Origin of the sequence: Vibrio sp. MMG023, from assembly GCF_021654215.1 — a bacterium.
Lineage (GTDB): Bacteria > Pseudomonadota > Gammaproteobacteria > Enterobacterales > Vibrionaceae > Vibrio > Vibrio jasicida.
On record NZ_JAKFZP010000001.1, the window covers coordinates 1,048,891 to 1,064,933 of the forward strand.

Consider the following 16,043-nt stretch of genomic DNA (forward strand, 5'->3'; position numbering starts at 1 on the left):
AGCGCATTATGACTCAGAATATCAAACCGACTCATTTCCGCAGCGAAGGTGATGTCAACACGACACCAGCGCGCCAAGCTTGGAATGCATCGATGGACGATGAACGCACGCAAGCCTTGTTGAAGCGTGATTCGCAGGTCTTTCTTCATCAAGCCATGTCGACGCCTTGCTTAGATACCTTGGAAGCAGCAGAAGGCATCTATATCCAAGATGCTACCGGCAAAAAGTACATGGACTTTCATGGCAATAACGTCCACCAGCTAGGCTATGGTCATCCACATGTGATTAAACGTGTGCAAGAGCAAATTGCCAAACTGCCGTTTTCGCCACGTCGTTTTACCAACGAGACCGCGATTGAATGTGCTGAAAAGCTCACCCAAATCTGTGGCGGTGAATTGAACCGCGTGTTGTTTGCTCCGGGTGGCACATCTGCGGTTGGCATGGCGCTTAAACTAGCACGCCACATCACAGGCAACTACAAGGTGGTGTCTCTGTGGGATTCCTTCCACGGCGCATCGTTGGATGCCATCTCAGTGGGCGGCGAAGCGTGTTTCCGCCAAGGTATGGGACCATTAATGGCAGGTGTTGAACGCATTCCACCAGCCGTATCTTACCGTGGTGCTTTCCCAGTTGCGGACAGCAGCGATGTGCATTACGCCGATTACCTCGAATACGTGATTGAGAAAGAAGGCGGCGTGGGCGCGTTTATCGCAGAAGCGGTTCGCAACACAGATGTTCAAGTGCCAAGTAAAGCCTACTGGAAACGCATCCGCGAAATCTGTGACAAACACAATGTCATGCTGATCATCGACGACATCCCTAACGGCATGGGTCGCAGCGGTGAATGGTTTACCTACCAAGCCTACGACATCGAGCCAGATATGCTCTGTATCGGTAAAGGCTTGGGCGGAGGCTTAGTGCCTATCGCAGCCATGGTAACTAAAGACAAATACAACACTGCCGAGCAAATCTCCATGGGTCATTACACTCATGAGAAAAGCCCTATCGGTTGTGCTGCAGCACTAGCAACCATGGAAGCTATTGAGCAAGACGGCTTGCTAGATAGAGCCAAAGCCGACAGCCAGTTCATGCGTGAAAAGCTGCTAGAGATGAAAGCCAAGTACCCTGTAATTGGTGATGTACGTGGCATCGGCATGTTGTGGGGCATTGAACTGGTCACTGACCACGAAAGCAAAGCACGCGCGTATGACGAAGCGGAAGCTGTGCTGTACCAATGCCTCAACAACGGCTTGAGCTTCAAGGTATCGCAAGGTAACGTGATTCAGCTCAGCCCACCGCTGATTATCACTCGCGAACAACTGACAGAAGCGTTGGCAATTTTCGAAGAAGCCATCGCCAAAGTGTGCAAAGACTTTAACTACTTTTAGGGTCAATAGACCTCAACAAAAACCAATTTATTCAGAGCGCGGTTCCAACGTGTAGGCAAGCGCTCTAGCAAGCAAGAAAAAGGATTGAACATGAGCAACTCACCAATTCAAGCAGTGATCTTTGACTGGGCTGGCACTATCGTCGATTTCGGCTCTTTTGCACCGACTAGTATCTTTGTGGAAGCGTTCAAACAAGGCTTTGATTTCGATATCGATCTTGAGGAAGCGCGCGAGCCAATGGGACTTGGTAAGTGGGATCACATCCAAGCTGTGGGTCGCATCCCTGCGGTTGATAAGCGTTGGAATGAGAAGTTTGGTCGCTCAATGACCAGCGAAGACATCGACACTATCTACGCAGCATTCATGCCTCTGCAAAAAGCAAAAGTGGCAGACCATGCAGACCCAATCCTTAATGCGATTGAAGTTGTGAACGGCCTGAAAGACAAAGGCATCAAGATCGGTTCTTGTTCTGGTTACCCTCGCGAAGTGATGGACGTATTGATTCCAGTGGCGGCGGATTACGGCTACAAACCGGATTACGTAGTAGCAACGGATGACCTGCCTCAAGGTGGTCGCCCAGCACCATTTATGGCACTGAAGAACGTGATTGAACTGAATGTAACGGACGTTAATGCGTGTATCAAAGTGGATGACGCAGCACCGGGCATCGATGAAGGTCACAACGCCGGTATGTGGACCGTTGGTTTGCTGCTTTCTGGTAACGAAGCGGGTCTAACGTTTGAAGAATACCAAGCTGCGGACGAAGCAACACTTAATGCCGCTCGTGAAAAAGCGCGTGCAAAATTGCTAAAGAGCTCGCCGCATTACCTCATCGACACCATTGCTGACTTCCCAGAAGTGGTGGCAGATATCGAACGTCGCCTAGCAGCAGGTGAGCGTCCGAAATCTTCATCTTCCACCAATAAGTGAAAACAAACGCCCCTCACGTAAGGGGCGTTTTTCTTTTTGGCACTATCTTAAGCAAGTTTGGCTTATTGATGCGTACTTCCGTTAGATAGCAGCTTTCTTGTCGGCTCTTGCTCGGTGTATTCGACCGCATCGTGATCCGCGAGCTTCTCGACTTCCGCCTGTTCACCCACCACAACCAACACGTGTTGTTTCACCAGAGCGTCGACGACTTCAATGTTGTGCTGACGAAGAAGCGCTCTCACTTCGCTCTCCTTTCCTTCATGATACTTAACAAAGTAACGTGCAGGTTGCTGCTCGGCTTGATCTTGGCGTTCATCCACGAGAGGAAATCCTTGATTGTTTGCCAAGCTGCTTGAGCTCAGTCCGATTGCCAATAGTGCGGTAGCGCCTACCGCAGACAGTGAAAGTAAGGTCAACTTCTTCATAGTCACTCCTTATTGAAAGGTCAGAGTCCAACTGTTGATGGTGCCCGTGTCTCTTCTGGCATTGTCCACCGCTTTAAGTTCCCATGTGCCTTGTGATTCAAAACCAGAGAAATCCGCTTGGAAACTGGTTTTAATGTCGTTCGCACTGCCGCCCGCGTTGTCGTGCAGTACCACTTGACCACCATCTGGCGACGTTAATGTGACATAAAGATCACCAATGTAGGTGTGAGTGATATCCAAGTCGATAGTCACTGAACCTGCATCGCCAGAGCGAGCCACATCTAATGAGCTTACAACGCCAGACGCTTTGTTATCAGGAATCGCTACCGCATCCGAGTTGGTGTAGCTAGAAGGTGTAGAGCCGCCACCAGATGAATCACCCGAACCGTTATGCGTCGCGACAAGAGAAACACCAGAGTACGCGCTGTAGCCGTAAACCAATACTTCATATTGTCCTGCGCCAGATACGTTCAAGCTACAGCTTTCACCATTACCGCTCGCCCATGAACGACAGTCGTAAGTGCTGCTGCTTGGTGTGCCATTAAAGCGTACATAAAGGTCAGCATCACCAGAGCCGCCACTCATGTTGAATGTCGCTTGCGTTGCGTCTGCAGGGACGTCAAACACAAATACTTTGCTTGATTTACTGCCGCCAGAAAGCTGTGTTTTCGCCACACCATTTTCTAGAACATTGTCGCTACCAGAGCCGCCGCCATCAGGACCGTTACAGCCTGCATCTAGGTATTGCTTCGCCGCATCGGCATTCACCAGACCGTGACCAGTACGGTTATCACGACCCGTTACGTCGATGTCCGTAGCTGTCTTGATCAGTGCGTTACGTACTTGCTCTGCGGTACAGGTTGGATGGTAGCTCCAAACCAAACCCGCAACACCCGTTACATGCGGCGTCGCCATCGAAGTACCGTTGTAGTACTCGTAGTCTTCACCCTTGGTGGTCGATACAGTGATGTCTTGACCAACATAGCCCAACAGCTCCTGACCAAAAGCGCGATCAACTGTTACTGACACAATACGCGCCGCGTTGTTTTGATCGACAAGGAAAGGATTCTGCAAACCCGGAAGCTCAGAGTTACTGTACACAATCGCCGCACTTGCGCCTGCGTTGTAACACGCTTGAACTGCATCGATTTCTGGGTAGTTGCCTGATGATTGGTTGCCCACACGCTCAGTCAAACAGATCTTGCCCGACATATCGCCACAGCTGAAGCTGCTACCAGATACGTCACAGCTTGCTAGTGTCGCCGTGATAGAGCCGGCTACTGGATCAGGACCGTAACTGCCACCCGATTGGATCAAGCGGTTGTGAGGAACGATGCCACGATCGAACTGGCTAACACCGTTCAAGCGAATGTCTGAAAGCTTACCCTCGCCCACGGTCACCGTAGACAGAATCGCGACACCCGGACCTGCAATTTCAACTTGGTCTGTCGCTTGAGAGAACGCCGCGTGATCACGCTTATCATCCACCGCCGCAACGGACATAACTGAGTCGTAAGACGCTGGGTAGCTGTGCGCAGTATTACCATCGTTACCCGCAGCAGCAATCAGCAGCACGCCTTGGTCGTAAATGGTTTGCAACGCGTTTTTCTCCGTCACACTCGATTGGCTACCACCAAGACTCATGTTGACCACGTTCGCGCCGTTGTCAGCACAAGTTTGTACCGCTTTCACCAAGCTAGATGAGTAACCCCAACCCGCTTCATTGAACACCTTAACGATATGCAAATTCACATTTTGGTTTGGCATAACGCCTTTGATGCCTTCCGTGTTGGCAATCGCAGCAATCGTACCCGCTACGTGTGTACCGTGGGCGTTGTTATTTCCCGGAACACTCCAAGAGCCTGTACCGCTATCGTTTGTACCCGACACTCGGTTGCCACTCAGATCGTTGTGCGCCAAATCGTAACCCGAGTCGATGATACACACGGTGCGATTACCTGCATTTGAGTCATCCAGAAGCTGAGCGTTAACCGCCTCGTAGCCCCATGGGATAGTCTCACTTAACAGATAACGCGGTGGGTCAATCTCCACGTATTCCACATCACTGCGGTTGCGCAGTTGCCCCAGTTCCGAGTCTTCCATCTCCACACTGTAGATTGCGCGGTTTCCTAGCTTTTCCACTTTACGCGCTTTGAGCTGATCTAAAACCGACTCTTGCGCGATGCGTGGCCCCCAGAATGAGTTTCCACCTAATGCTGAAGGACTGGACGTATCTTCTTTAAATTTGACGATGTATTTAGTCGGCAAGTTAGATTCGTCGAACCCCGTCAGAGGAGCCGCATGCGCTGACATCGAAAATGTCAGTGCCACTGCAACGGCAGACAATGAAAACAAGCCATTTAATTTAGTTGTTGTGTGATGCATTTGCTCTATTCCTTTTTGAGCTGTTTTTATTCACTTTATGCTCATGAAAAGTCATTAAAACCTCATTAACATGAGTTATTCAGCTATAGATTATTTGTTAAAAAATCCAAACAATTCATTTTATGAATACATAATTGTTAATAAAAGATCATTTAATAAACAGAAATAGTGAACATTCAAAATCAACCAATTTACTTATAAAGCAATTACTTATTAACAAGAAAAGTGCATGTTAAATTAATGTTAGTGAGTAATTATTCTAGATTTTATAAAATTATTCTATTTACCAAATCTATTGAAATACGATTGCGGTACCAAAATTGACAATTTGAATAATTAGATATTTGACTGAATAGCGTATTTACCCAGAATGAGGAGAGTTGATGAGATAACTTCTCATCTAAATCATGACGATAATCATTATAGAGAGTGAATCATGAACAAAACCATTACGTTACTTAGTGCATTATTACTACCACTCAATCTTGCTCACGCTGCTGAATCAACACTGTCTCCGGAGATGATCAGTGCTTCACAAGTAAGAAGCACACAAGACAAGCAAACTTACACATACGTTCGCTGCTGGTATCGAACTAGTTATTCACACGATGATCCAGCAACTGATTGGGAATGGGCAGAAAACCCAGATGGCAGCTACTTCACTATTAACGGTTATTGGTGGAACGCACTCTCATTCAAAAACATGTTCTATACCGATACGCCACAAAATGTTATCAAACAACGTTGTGAAGAAACGCTCGATCTAGCGAATGAAAACGCCGATATCACTTTCTTTGCCGCTGATAATCGTTGGTCATACAATCATTCGATCTGGAGTAACGATCCTGTAATGCAGCCAGATCAGATCAACAAAGTGGTCGCGTTGGGCGATAGCTTATCGGACACGGGCAACATCTTTAACGCATCACAATGGCGCTTCCCGAATCCAAATAGCTGGTTCTTAGGGCATTTCTCTAACGGGTTTGTATGGACAGAGTACATTGCTCAAGCCAAGAACCTACCGCTCTACAACTGGGCTGTAGGTGGCGCTGCGGGTGAAAACCAATACATCGCTCTGACAGGAGTGGGTGAACAAGTTTCCTCTTACTTAGCGTATGCGAAACTGGCAAAAAACTATAAACCAGCCAATACCTTATTTACCCTTGAATTCGGTTTGAATGATTTTATGAACTATAACCGCAGCGTTCCAGAGGTAAAATCAGACTACGCTGAAGCTTTGATCAAGCTGACGGATGCAGGCGCAGAAAACTTTCTCCTGATGACGCTACCCGATGCCACGTATGCGCCTCAGTTTAAGTATTCCACTCAAGAAGAGATCGCAACTATTCGAGCAAAAATTCTTGAGATGAACGAATTTATCAAAGCACAAGCTGATTACTACTCAGCGCAAGGTTTAAACATCACATTGCACGATACTCATGCACTGTTTGAAGGCCTAACAGCAAACCCTGAGCAACATGGGTTTGTAAATGCAAGCCAAGCCTGCCAAGACATCAATCGCTCATCGGCAGCAGACTACTTGTACAAACATTCGCTACGTTCTGAGTGTGCCTCTTCGGGCTCAGACAAGTTTGTATTCTGGGATGTGACTCACCCAACCACGGCCACGCATCACTACGTAGCAGAGAAGATGTTAGAAAGCAGTGATCAGCTATCAAACCACCCTTTCTAAGCGGTCTATTAGAACCTCTCAAATGTTGAGAGGTTCTGTCCTCTAAATGTCTCTTTACATTCATAGTCTGAGATTGAATTAGCAGGCTGAACTCGGTAAGTTGAAAGAAAAACCAGAGGTCAATGTCGTGCTCGATCATCCATTTACTCAACGCGCTCTTAATGTGATTCGCTCAAAATCCGCAGGAGTACCGCAGTCACATCCTTTCGCAGTGACCATCAACTTTCATCCCGATCGAACCACTTCTAAGGGCGAACCGCTGCTTAAAGCAATAGCCCAAGATGGCAAGCTCAAATCCCAATTTGAAACAGGTACAAGCAATGGCGGACTGACGGCTTACGAAGGTGGGGAGCGTTGGCGTTGGGAGCAACGCGTGTTTGATAGTGTTTACGACAATAGCCAACCAAATCAACGCCCAAAGTATGGCGCGTTAAACTTCTCAGGTTCAGAAGTTGGCGCTTCACCAAGATTTGGTTCGAGCTACTTCTTATTGATACCAGAGATCAGCAAACGAGCAACATTCTGTTATCCAGATAGCTTCTTCGAGCCAGAGCACTTTGCCACCATTGAACGCATTCAACCCTTGTTGGATGAGTTAAACGCACAAGCGCCAGACAGGTTGGACGCCTATATCGAAACTCAAATCCACGGCGATTTGCGCTTAGAGGAAGATATTCAAGTCTTGGTGCTCGATCCTTCATTTAAAGGCACTGAGGTAGAAGGTTACGCTCGTGAGTTACCAGTTGAAATTCGTTGGCACAGTGGTTTTTGTGTCTCAATAGAAGACATCAATCTTTATCCAGATTATCGAGGACAAGCCATTTTAGACATCGCAAATCAGGTTGCAGAAAATGGCATGCTAACGCCACGCATTATTGGTGAAGCAGTAAAAGCAAAAGCGTTTGACGAGCAAGATTTGAAAAAAGTCTGGCACTACTTAGCGCGATTTGGGTTTGATTATCGACAGACTGGGGATTAAAAGCCACCAGCCCATTTGTCGAAATCATCGATCACATTCAGCTCTTGTTGAGTACGAGGACGCGGATAATACGGCAGAGCAAGTAACTTCTCTGATGGCATTAACAGCCAATCTGGTGACATTTTCATACGCACCAACTCTTGCTCATCATCACGACGAACAAACATGTAATAGCCGTCTGCATGGGTATTGGCGTAACTGGCGATTTGCACAATCTCGCCGCTTGGCAGTTTTATTTTGCGTCCCAAAGGATACAAACGATGCAGCGCAAAACTTACATGCGCATCTTCAAGATATCCCTTTTTAAAACGCGATAAACCAATCGCAGTGGATGTCGTGCGATGAGACCACCCAGCTAGCTTCAGCCCTTTGAGAGAGTCTTTGAATGGTTGTCCTTTTGGCTCGCCTTCGTTGGAGATAAATTGCACCGTTAACGCGTCAGCTTGCTCATCTAAAATTTGCAAAAATTGCTCGCCCGTTTTATCTGCCAATAATTTCACGTTACTGCTCCGCCAAGATATGTGAATGGAATACTATAAAGACCTTAACGCAAAGTTCAAGGTCATCTTTTTAATCGTTTTTGCTTGTGATTTACACCCTCTAAAACAAGAATACAAAGCGACAGATTTTATAAATCATGTCAATGTATTGCTTCATAAAACAATGATAACTAGGGATCAGTTTGCTTAGATTATTACAAATAGTCGTACTGATAAATGCGGTCGCGGCAGTGATCGTACTTGGACTTTCTCACTTTGTGCCTCAATTTCAATCGACCCAATTGAGTGACTTTTTGTTTTTTGTCCTCGTCGTCATCTGGGTATTAGCAAAACTGACTTGGGAGGGCGGTATGTATTCTCGTCATTCGCTCCTCGATGATGAATTCACGGATAAAGTGCACTCAATGGTCGACCGTCAGCATTTCGAGACAGACACAAGCAAAAACTATCAGCTTGGGTTTATCTTTTTTATCGCGGGTTTACCATCACTTTTCGTCAATCTTGCTATGATGACTTGGTAACCCTTTAAGGAGCAAAGAATGAATCTAAAACGCTATGTTGTGTTGCCTATGATGGCTGCAGCGCTATTTGGCTGTGCTCAACACGAATCCGATGACACCGCAAAAATCATGACCGTTAATGTAGGTTCAGAACTGGTGGATTGTGTGGGCGTCGGGCCAATGAAATGCATGGTGGTCGATGGTAACTACTTCTATGATCAAATCGACGGTTTTGAATTTGAATCAGGTTCCGAGTACACGTTAAAAATCAAACGCACTCAGCGATTTACCCCAGAGAATGCACCAGCCGATGCGAGCTTGTATCGATATGAGCTGATTGAAGTGTTAGAGAAGCGATAGCCATAACATTCACCACCCATAGAAAAGGAAGTTTTATGTTTGGAAGTTGGAAACGAAACCGCCAAATTCGCGAGGTCGCAAAGGACATCACGCCAAAATTAGCACTCAAGTATGGTGAGAAAGCAGATTACTCGAAGGAAGAGATCGATTGGGCGCTGAAAGAAAATGGTAAGACAGATGATGCCTTTGCCCTGATCGCATACGGCATGTTGATTAGCCAAGCCGCTTACGTGCCGATGGGCCTAAGCCAAGAGCTAGGGGAACATGCTGAATTTCAATCAGAAGTCTCACTTGCTTTGTTTGACCAAGCGACGGATCTGGTGAGCGTCGGTGCCTTACTGACTTACGCAGAAATTCAAGACAGCCACAAACAACAGCCCGCTACCGATTCGGATGATTTCGATGCAGATGGAGGAGACTTTGGAGGAGACGGCGGTGGGGATGGTGGCGGTGAGTAGCATCACGCCAGCATCTGTGGCGATAATCATCTGAGGCAACAAAAAGCGGCGCTAAGTCATCTCAATATTAACCACCAAAAGGCTCATTGCGAGCCTTTTAGTTAACCACCTTAGGTAACTTAAAAGCTTTGTTTTGCTTACACCAAGCCTTTCAATTTCGCCAAACCATAAGCCGCGATAGTCACGCAGTCTTTGATTTCACCATCTATCATCATTTGCTCGAACGCTTCGACTGAGAAAGAGCGTGTGATCAAGTCTTCTTCTTCACTGTCTAGCTGATTGCCTACTTCAGACAACTCACTCGCGAAATACACATGGCAAGTCTGGTTTAAGAACCCATAGGCGATGAACTGCGCACCAACGTACTCCATCTTATTGGCTTGCATACCCGTCTCTTCTCGAAGCTCACCTTTTGCTAGCTCAAGATGATCCGCATCTGGATTGGATTCCCAAGCACCTTGTGGGATTTCCCAACAACGTTGCCCTACGGTGTAACGAAACTGCTGTACTAAGTGAATCACACCCTTATCGATCGCCAGAATCGCTGCACAGTCTGGCTTGTCGACCACACCGTAGATGCCCTCTGCTCCACTAGGGCGTTGGATTTTATCTTCACGTACCGTCATCCATTTGTTTTGATACACCACTTTGCTGTCGAGCTGCTTGATGTCTGCCATGAGAGTCCTTACTGCTTGATTCTTCGAAATTAGTTATTGGATTAGAAGCCATTCTAACGCTGTTTGCGTGTCAGTTTGTAGACGGTTTTCAAAATCAACGCGCTTATTGGTATTCAATATATCCAATCAAAACAATCATTCATCGCAATGATTAGGATGGCGCGAAATGGCAAGTTTTCAATTCGAGGAACTCATATAGTTAACCCATCGACGCAAGGCATGGCTTTGCAAACTTGTTCATTATTGATTGAGGGTTCTTATGAGCGCATCGGATAAAGTCTACGGTTTCAACACTCCACAACGTCTGTTTGTTGGTTATACCTTGGCGGTATTGGTAGACCTTACGGTACTGAACTTCTATGACGAATATTGGGATTTCGTAACCATTGATTCATTTACGATTTCTTTCGCCGCGGCATTGCTGCTTCAGTTGCTCTTGAAGCTGTCTATCAAAGCGGAACACAAAATCGCAGAGTACTTTAAATCGAAGCCGGGTACGGCACCTAAGATTTACCGTGGTATCTCGACTTACGTTATCTTGGTCGGTTCGAAGTTCGTGATGCTAGAAGCCATTAACATTCTGTTCGGTGACAAGGTTGACTTTAGTGGTCCTTGGAACGGTGTCGTCGCCTTCTTTGCGGTGGTGTTTACCATCCTGATTTCAGAAGTCATCGTCGGTAAGATTTACTTCAAACTTGGTGAGAAAGAACAACAAGCACAACGTGAATTGGCGGAAACTAACGCTAGCTAATATGCAAAATCGATGAATACAAAACAGCATCGATAGAAACAAAAAGCGCTGAGAAATCAGCGCTTTTTTCGTTTGCTTGTTCACTTAAGCTTAAGCGACGAGGATGCTCTTAAGCTCGTTCAATGATTCCACCGTATAGCTTGGTGCAATACGCTCATCCACACTCGCACCTGTGGTGTTCAACCAACACGTTTCAATGCCAAAGTTGTTACCGCCCAAGATATCGGAATGCAGGTTGTCACCCACCATCAAGACGCGCGTCTTACATGGGTTGCCCATTTGCGTCATCGCGTATTCAAAGATACCCAGATCCGGCTTAGCAATACCAACTTGCTCAGAAATCACCACGTGCTCGAAGTAATCGCTCATACCTGTACGCTCTAGGCGAATCGCTTGCAGTTCAGTAAAACCATTGGTGATGATGCCCATCTTCGCTTTACCTTGCAGCGCTTCCATCAACTCTTTCGCACCCGGCAACAAAGTACAGATGTCTGCCATTGCTTCTAGGAATGCGCTGTTGAGATCCGCTGTAGTGGTGTTGAGCTTTTCCGCCCATTCAGTAAAGCGTTTGTGCTTGAGCTCATCTGCCGTCACTTTGCCATCTTGGTAATCTACCCAAAGTGGCTTGTTGACTGTTTGGTAGTGGGCAAAATCTTGCTCGGTGAAATCTACGCCTTTGCGAGAAAACATCAGCTGTAAACCTTTGAAGGCATCAAAGTGAAACAAGGTTTCGTCAGCGTCAAACAAGATCCAATCGTATTTCATTTTCTTCTTTCCAATATCCAGGTCGTTTTCTGCCGCATAGTCTAATTGTTTTCTTCTTGAAGATAATCTCTATAATCGGAAAATGATTGTATCGTTTTTCTCAACAATAGATAACCCCAATAACCTAGGAGCACGCCGTGAATGCCATTGCGTCACTGCCAGTATTTGTCGCTGTCGTCGAATGCGGCAGCTTTTCCCTTGCCGCCAAGCAGTTAAACCTCACCAAATCGGCGATCAGTAAACGCATCAATCAACTCGAAGATGACCTCGGTATTCGCTTGCTTAATCGCACCACAAGAAAGCTCAGCCTAACCGAAGCTGGACGTCGATACTTCGAGTACGCTTCACAGGCAGTCAACTTAGCTCAACAAGGTGTCGATGCCGTTTCTGAGCTGCAAGGCTCCCCCCAAGGTCGGCTCAAAATCACCGCACCGATGTCTTTTGGCGTTTTACACGTTGCACCACTTATCAGCGAATTTCTTGCACGTTACCCGAAAATTGAGGTCGACTTACAGCTAGAAGACGCCATGGTGGATTTAGTTGAACAAGGTTTTGACCTCGGAATTCGTATTGGCGAACTTGCGACTTCTAACCTTATAGCTAAGCGTCTTGCTCCATGTAAAAGCGTGCTGTGCGCCTCTCCAGAATACTTAGAAGAGTTTGGCGTACCAACCAAACCAAGCGATTTGGTGACACACAACTGTTTGCGTTATTCGTATTTCCGAGGCGGGGTCGAGTGGATGTTTATCAACAGCGGTAACGAATATAAGGTGCTGCCGAAGGGCAACTTTGTGGTCAACAACAGCGAAGCAATTCGCCAATTGCTATTAAGAGGCTCTGGCATCGCCCAATTACCGACTTTCATCGCCGCGAAAGACTTTGCAGCCGGCAACTTAAAACCGCTAATGGAAGAGTTCTCCCTTCCTGAGCATGCCATCTATGCAGTGTTTCCAGAACGCAAACACATGCCATTGAAAGTACGTGTGTTTATTGACTTCATCAGCGAAAAGCTCGGCACCGATACACCGTACTGGGATCGCTATTGATAGGTTCTAATGCTCCATCACATTTGATGCAATAACATTTGGTTAATCTAATGTTTCATTTTTAACAGGTGCGCAACCAGTATTGGAGCGCTAACTTAAGTAGCACGTCAACCACACCGGAGTGTGAAGCTATGAAAGTACTGATTCAATACACCCAAGCGGGTAAATATCGTGACCAAGCGTGGGAATCGCTGACGCTAAAAGCAAAAGGCGAGATTCAAGCCGTAACGCCCTCTTACGCAGCTCAGCTTATCGAGCAAAACAAAGCGACGCTTGTAATGACAGAAGACGAGCAAGTGATCTTCCATTCTTAAAAAACATCGATAAAAATGAGCTCTACACCCGAGCTCATTTTTTTGATTAGTAGGAGATTTACTATGCGCAATCTTGAATGATTTTATTTCCGCAGTTTTCGCAGATCAGATGACGAGAGAAGTCATCCATAGAAGCAAGGAAAGCACCAAATACTGTGCTTTTTAGAAAGCCAGAAATGAACTCCTTCTTACTGCGATTCTTATCTCCCTCAAAAGCACTTTTCTTTCTGACCAACACCACGACATGATGCGTTTCCACACCACACGAAGGACACATAATAACTTCCGTCTTATTTGACATATCAACCCCTAAGCTTCAAACGGGTGAATTCATTCTCGTTAAAAACGTCATAGCTTTCGATATAAGCACTTGAGATTTATAAATTAATGAAACCGATATGTAAACAAGCGCTTATTGATTATGGGAATAAGCGCCGTGAGTATGTGTGATTACTCGTCCTCGTTTAAGCGACGAATCAATTTGGCAGGCGTACCGCCATATAGACAATCTGGTGGAACATCGCTGTTTACCACTGAGTTAGCGGCAATGACTGAGCGAGCACCAATGGTTACCCCTTGGTTGATCACCGAGTTGCCACCAATCCAAACACTATCTTCAATGGTGATTGGTTTACAAAACGTTTCCCACTTAAGTCGGCTACGGTAATCCAACGAATGTGATGCCGTGTAAAGTTGCACACTAGGGCCGATAAGTACGTGGCTACCAATGGTGATTTTGGCCCCATCAAGCATGACGACATTCATATTGATGAAGGTCTCTTCACCGATTTCAATCGTCTTACCAAACTCACAATGGAATGGAGCTCGGATCATACTCATCCCAACTTTACCAAACAGATCCTTTTGCAAAGCATCACGTTGAGATTCATCGGTATTGTTATTGAAGGCCTTCAACGCATGAGTTGCGTGAGTACGGATCGCTTCGATCTCTTCGTCTGTACCGTTAAACACTTGGCCAGACATCATTTTTTCTAATTCGGTCACTGGATCATTCCTACAACTTTTGACCACGATAGATTAGCGTAAAAGAGGAATAAAAAAAGAGAAAAGCACGGGCTTTTCTCTTTCCTATTTTGTCGTTGTATCACGTCGGGGTTATACGATTTCCCAGCTGTGAGTCATCTCAACGCCTTCGCCCAACATCAGACATACTGAGCAGTATTTTTCTAATGAGTCCGCCGCTACTTTAGCTACGATTTCTGGGTCCAGTGCTTCACCAGAGACTTCAAAGTGAATGTTCACCTGAGTGAAGATACGTGGAGCCGTTTCACGGCGTTCCGTGGTGAGTTTCGCGTTGACAGAAGCCACTTTCTGACCTGCTGTTTTTAGACCATCAACAACGTCCACAGAGCTACAACCACCAGCAGCCATCAATACCATTTCCATTGGGCTTGGTGCCGTTGCACCGCCATTGCCATCCATCACGACTGAGTGACCAGATTGAGATTGACCGAGGAATTTAAAGTCTTCGACCCATTTTACTTCTGCTTGCATGGTTTCCCTCATTATTGCTTTTGCCTCATCGGAAACCTTCTACCAATGAGCGCTTGTTTCGTGCCGTTACTGTAGCCCTGTTGTGAGAAAGGGCAAAGAATTTTTCGTAATCACTGCAATTTTTTCGCTCTTACTTCTGTCTTCTTACGTAACATTCATTGAGAAAAATGACGTTTGAGGAAGTTATGAAGAAAGTATCTAAGCTATTGGTGGGATTCTCATTCACACTCCCTGTACTGTTCATCTTGCTAAGTAAAACAGGTACGGCTGATACCATGGATAAGATGAACGCATCTGGTAAAACTGACATCGCAACACTTGCAGGTGGCTGCTTCTGGTGTACGGAATCAGATTTAGAACGATTGCCCGGCGTGTTAGACGTTGTCTCTGGTTACTCAGGTGGTGATTTAGAAAACCCAACTTATCGACAAGTCTCTTCTGGTAAATCAGGCCATATTGAAGTGATTGAGGTGAAGTACGATCCTGCTGTCGTGAACTACGAACAAGTGCTGGACTACTTCTTCCGCCATATCGACCCGACTGACGACAAAGGCTCATTCGTCGACCGTGGTCCTCAATATCGCCCGGCGATCTTCTATCATAATGCGGAGCAAAAGCAGATAGCTGAGCAGTTTATTATGGAAATCGACAAGGCGATGATCTATCCAAAACCGTTGAAAACAGAACTGATCGAGTTTGAAAAGTTCTACCCTGCGGAGTCGTACCATCAGGATTACTACAAGAAGAGTAGCCTGAAGTACAAATACTACCGCTACGCATCAGGTCGCGATAAGTACCTCGACGAAGTGTTTGGTGAAGATCGTAAAGACAACCCAAAAACACTGCGTGAACTTATCAACGAAAAAGAGTTGGTGACGAAAGTGAAGGTATACGAGAAACCTTCAGACAAAGAAATCAAAGCTAAATTGACTGAGCTTCAATACTACGTGACACAAGAAGAAGGTACAGAGCGCCCTTTCAACAACAAGTATTGGGACAACAAAGAAGCAGGAATTTACGTTGATATCGTCACTGGTGAGCCATTGTTCTCGTCAACGGATAAGTACAAATCGGGTACAGGTTGGCCAAGCTTTACCAGACCAATTAACCCAGGCTACATCGTAGAGAAAACCGACTTTAAACTGGTTTATCCACGCACAGAGATCCGCAGTAAGTTTGGTGATTCGCATATTGGCCATGTATTTAAAGATGGTCCTAAGCCAACAGGATTACGTTATTGCATGAACTCAGCCGCAATGGAGTTTGTACCAGCGAACAAGATGGCGAGTTTAGGCTACGGCGATTATCTGTACCTATTTGATAAGTAGCTAGTTTTAACCAAATTAGGAGTGAACAT

Annotated in this window: 19 protein-coding genes; 11 read left to right on the forward strand and 8 right to left on the reverse strand. The window is 46.1% G+C overall.

The genetic code is table 11. The annotated features are described in order from the left end of the window. The first annotated feature begins 8 nt into the window (after positions 1–8). Together L1076_RS04555 and phnX are read left to right on the forward strand one after the other, a co-directional pair. Positions 9–1,388, forward strand: a complete 1,380-nt coding sequence (locus tag L1076_RS04555; RefSeq protein WP_237303236.1) for an aspartate aminotransferase family protein — start codon at positions 9–11, stop codon at positions 1,386–1,388. 90 nt (positions 1,389–1,478) lie between these two features. Beyond that, positions 1,479–2,318, forward strand: coding sequence for a phosphonoacetaldehyde hydrolase (gene phnX, locus L1076_RS04560; protein ID WP_237303237.1), 840 nt, complete (start codon positions 1,479–1,481; stop codon positions 2,316–2,318). A gap of 62 nt (positions 2,319–2,380) precedes the next feature. Here the strand turns inward: phnX and L1076_RS04565 are convergent, their stop codons facing one another. Then, positions 2,381–2,743, reverse strand: coding sequence for an ATPase (locus L1076_RS04565; RefSeq protein WP_237303238.1), 363 nt, complete (start codon positions 2,741–2,743; stop codon positions 2,381–2,383). A 9-nt stretch (positions 2,744–2,752) separates the two neighbouring features. Next, positions 2,753–5,128 (reverse strand): S8 family serine peptidase, encoded by a 2,376-nt coding sequence (locus tag L1076_RS04570; RefSeq protein WP_237303239.1) that lies wholly within the window; start codon positions 5,126–5,128, stop codon positions 2,753–2,755. A gap of 433 nt (positions 5,129–5,561) precedes the next feature. Here L1076_RS04570 and L1076_RS04575 point away from each other — a divergent pair, with 433 nt between their 5' ends. Both L1076_RS04575 and L1076_RS04580 read left to right on the forward strand, forming a co-directional pair. After that, positions 5,562–6,821, forward strand: coding sequence for an SGNH/GDSL hydrolase family protein (locus L1076_RS04575; RefSeq protein WP_102848055.1), 1,260 nt, complete (start codon positions 5,562–5,564; stop codon positions 6,819–6,821). A gap of 127 nt (positions 6,822–6,948) precedes the next feature. Then, entirely contained in the window at positions 6,949–7,800 is an 852-nt protein-coding gene (locus L1076_RS04580; RefSeq protein WP_343231841.1) for a DUF3626 domain-containing protein, read from the forward strand. On the opposite strand, the gene L1076_RS04585 is transcribed toward L1076_RS04580, so the two are convergent. Then, on the reverse strand, positions 7,797–8,300 hold the full coding sequence (locus tag L1076_RS04585) for a hypothetical protein (protein WP_039976025.1): 504 nt from the start codon (positions 8,298–8,300) through the stop codon (positions 7,797–7,799). The genes L1076_RS04580 and L1076_RS04585 overlap by 4 nt on opposite strands. A 182-nt stretch (positions 8,301–8,482) precedes the next feature. Between L1076_RS04585 and L1076_RS04590 the strand changes: the two genes are divergently transcribed. Genes L1076_RS04590 through L1076_RS04600 form a run of 3 tightly spaced genes read left to right on the forward strand, consistent with a single transcriptional unit; the run spans position 8,483 to position 9,618 of the window. Next, a complete protein-coding gene (locus L1076_RS04590; protein WP_237303241.1) occupies positions 8,483–8,821 on the forward strand; it encodes a hypothetical protein in 339 nt (112 codons plus the stop codon). 18 nt (positions 8,822–8,839) lie between these two features. Beyond that, positions 8,840–9,160: a DUF4377 domain-containing protein gene (locus tag L1076_RS04595; RefSeq protein ID WP_045409502.1), complete on the forward strand. Its 321-nt coding sequence runs from the start codon at positions 8,840–8,842 to the stop codon at positions 9,158–9,160. Positions 9,161–9,195: 35 nt separating this feature from the next. Then, positions 9,196–9,618, forward strand: a complete 423-nt coding sequence (locus tag L1076_RS04600) for a hypothetical protein (RefSeq protein ID WP_237303242.1) — start codon at positions 9,196–9,198, stop codon at positions 9,616–9,618. A gap of 137 nt (positions 9,619–9,755) precedes the next feature. Here L1076_RS04600 and L1076_RS04605 read toward each other — a convergent pair whose 3' ends face one another. After that, positions 9,756–10,295 carry an NUDIX hydrolase gene (locus tag L1076_RS04605; protein ID WP_005442329.1) on the reverse strand — a complete coding sequence of 180 codons (540 nt, stop codon included), beginning with the start codon at positions 10,293–10,295 and terminating at the stop codon, positions 9,756–9,758. Positions 10,296–10,554: 259 nt separating this feature from the next. Here L1076_RS04605 and L1076_RS04610 point away from each other — a divergent pair, with 259 nt between their 5' ends. Continuing rightward, positions 10,555–11,046, forward strand: coding sequence for a hypothetical protein (locus tag L1076_RS04610; protein ID WP_039976029.1), 492 nt, complete (start codon positions 10,555–10,557; stop codon positions 11,044–11,046). A 90-nt stretch (positions 11,047–11,136) separates the two neighbouring features. Here the strand turns inward: L1076_RS04610 and yjjG are convergent, their stop codons facing one another. Further along, positions 11,137–11,811: a pyrimidine 5'-nucleotidase gene (gene yjjG, locus L1076_RS04615; protein ID WP_005438169.1), complete on the reverse strand. Its 675-nt coding sequence runs from the start codon at positions 11,809–11,811 to the stop codon at positions 11,137–11,139. A 137-nt stretch (positions 11,812–11,948) separates the two neighbouring features. Between yjjG and L1076_RS04620 the strand changes: the two genes are divergently transcribed. Together L1076_RS04620 and L1076_RS04625 are read left to right on the forward strand one after the other, a co-directional pair. Continuing rightward, positions 11,949–12,857 (forward strand): LysR family transcriptional regulator, encoded by a 909-nt coding sequence (locus tag L1076_RS04620; protein ID WP_042599946.1) that lies wholly within the window; start codon positions 11,949–11,951, stop codon positions 12,855–12,857. 131 nt (positions 12,858–12,988) lie between these two features. Continuing rightward, a complete protein-coding gene (locus L1076_RS04625; RefSeq protein ID WP_005445428.1) occupies positions 12,989–13,171 on the forward strand; it encodes a hypothetical protein in 183 nt (60 codons plus the stop codon). 61 nt (positions 13,172–13,232) lie between these two features. On the opposite strand, the gene L1076_RS04630 is transcribed toward L1076_RS04625, so the two are convergent. From L1076_RS04630 to L1076_RS04640, 3 genes are all read right to left on the reverse strand, one after another. Then, the gene (locus L1076_RS04630; RefSeq protein ID WP_237303243.1) at positions 13,233–13,472 is read right to left on the reverse strand and encodes a hypothetical protein; all 240 of its coding nucleotides are present in this window, start codon (positions 13,470–13,472) and stop codon (positions 13,233–13,235) included. Positions 13,473–13,621: 149 nt separating this feature from the next. Beyond that, positions 13,622–14,176 (reverse strand): sugar O-acetyltransferase, encoded by a 555-nt coding sequence (locus L1076_RS04635; protein ID WP_063345038.1) that lies wholly within the window; start codon positions 14,174–14,176, stop codon positions 13,622–13,624. Positions 14,177–14,287: 111 nt separating this feature from the next. After that, positions 14,288–14,686, reverse strand: a complete 399-nt coding sequence (locus tag L1076_RS04640; protein WP_005530136.1) for an OsmC family protein — start codon at positions 14,684–14,686, stop codon at positions 14,288–14,290. A gap of 185 nt (positions 14,687–14,871) precedes the next feature. On the opposite strand from L1076_RS04640, the gene msrB reads away from it, so the two are divergent. After that, the gene (msrB, locus tag L1076_RS04645) at positions 14,872–16,014 is read left to right on the forward strand and encodes a peptide-methionine (R)-S-oxide reductase MsrB (protein WP_237303244.1); all 1,143 of its coding nucleotides are present in this window, start codon (positions 14,872–14,874) and stop codon (positions 16,012–16,014) included. Positions 16,015–16,043: the final 29 nt, after the last annotated feature.

Excerpts from the sequence above, each read along its gene's own strand:
- L1076_RS04555 (WP_237303236.1), top strand. The coding sequence starts at position 9 with ATGACTCAGAATATCAAACCGACTCATTTCCGCAGCGAAGGTGATGTC.
- phnX (WP_237303237.1), top strand. The coding sequence starts at position 1,479 with ATGAGCAACTCACCAATTCAAGCAGTGATCTTTGACTGGGCTGGCACT.
- L1076_RS04565 (WP_237303238.1), bottom strand. The coding sequence starts at position 2,743 with ATGAAGAAGTTGACCTTACTTTCACTGTCTGCGGTAGGCGCTACCGCA.
- L1076_RS04570 (WP_237303239.1), bottom strand. The coding sequence starts at position 5,128 with ATGCATCACACAACAACTAAATTAAATGGCTTGTTTTCATTGTCTGCC.
- L1076_RS04595 (WP_045409502.1), top strand. The coding sequence starts at position 8,840 with ATGAATCTAAAACGCTATGTTGTGTTGCCTATGATGGCTGCAGCGCTA.
- L1076_RS04600 (WP_237303242.1), top strand. The coding sequence starts at position 9,196 with ATGTTTGGAAGTTGGAAACGAAACCGCCAAATTCGCGAGGTCGCAAAG.
- L1076_RS04605 (WP_005442329.1), bottom strand. The coding sequence starts at position 10,295 with ATGGCAGACATCAAGCAGCTCGACAGCAAAGTGGTGTATCAAAACAAA.
- L1076_RS04610 (WP_039976029.1), top strand. The coding sequence starts at position 10,555 with ATGAGCGCATCGGATAAAGTCTACGGTTTCAACACTCCACAACGTCTG.
- yjjG (WP_005438169.1), bottom strand. The coding sequence starts at position 11,811 with ATGAAATACGATTGGATCTTGTTTGACGCTGACGAAACCTTGTTTCAC.
- L1076_RS04625 (WP_005445428.1), top strand. The coding sequence starts at position 12,989 with ATGAAAGTACTGATTCAATACACCCAAGCGGGTAAATATCGTGACCAA.
- L1076_RS04630 (WP_237303243.1), bottom strand. The coding sequence starts at position 13,472 with ATGTCAAATAAGACGGAAGTTATTATGTGTCCTTCGTGTGGTGTGGAA.
- L1076_RS04640 (WP_005530136.1), bottom strand. The coding sequence starts at position 14,686 with ATGCAAGCAGAAGTAAAATGGGTCGAAGACTTTAAATTCCTCGGTCAA.
- msrB (WP_237303244.1), top strand. The coding sequence starts at position 14,872 with ATGAAGAAAGTATCTAAGCTATTGGTGGGATTCTCATTCACACTCCCT.